Raw genomic sequence first — 229 nt, forward strand, 5'->3', positions numbered from 1 at the left:
CACTCGAAAACGTCGGTGGCTGGTCAGAATGGTGTATTTGTGAAGATACCGAACTGGGTCTGCGCCTGATTAAAGACGGCTACGAAACCCGTTATGTGGATGAAGTGCTGGGCCGTGGGCTGACACCATCCAACTTTACTGCCTTGAAATCACAGCGCTTCCGTTGGGCCTTTGGCGCCATGCAGATTTTGAAGCATCATTTGCCTGCCTTGATCGGCAAGAGCAGTTT

Annotated in this window: 1 protein-coding gene; it reads left to right on the forward strand. The window is 51.5% G+C overall.

What is annotated here, in order from left to right; translation table 11 throughout:
- Positions 1 to 229, forward strand: a 229-nt coding sequence (locus tag ACZ3GY_RS24910; protein ID WP_465912511.1) for a glycosyltransferase family 2 protein, incomplete at both ends; no start/stop codon positions are given.

It is taken from the genome of Pseudomonas sp. PME37.24/006, assembly GCF_055556635.1.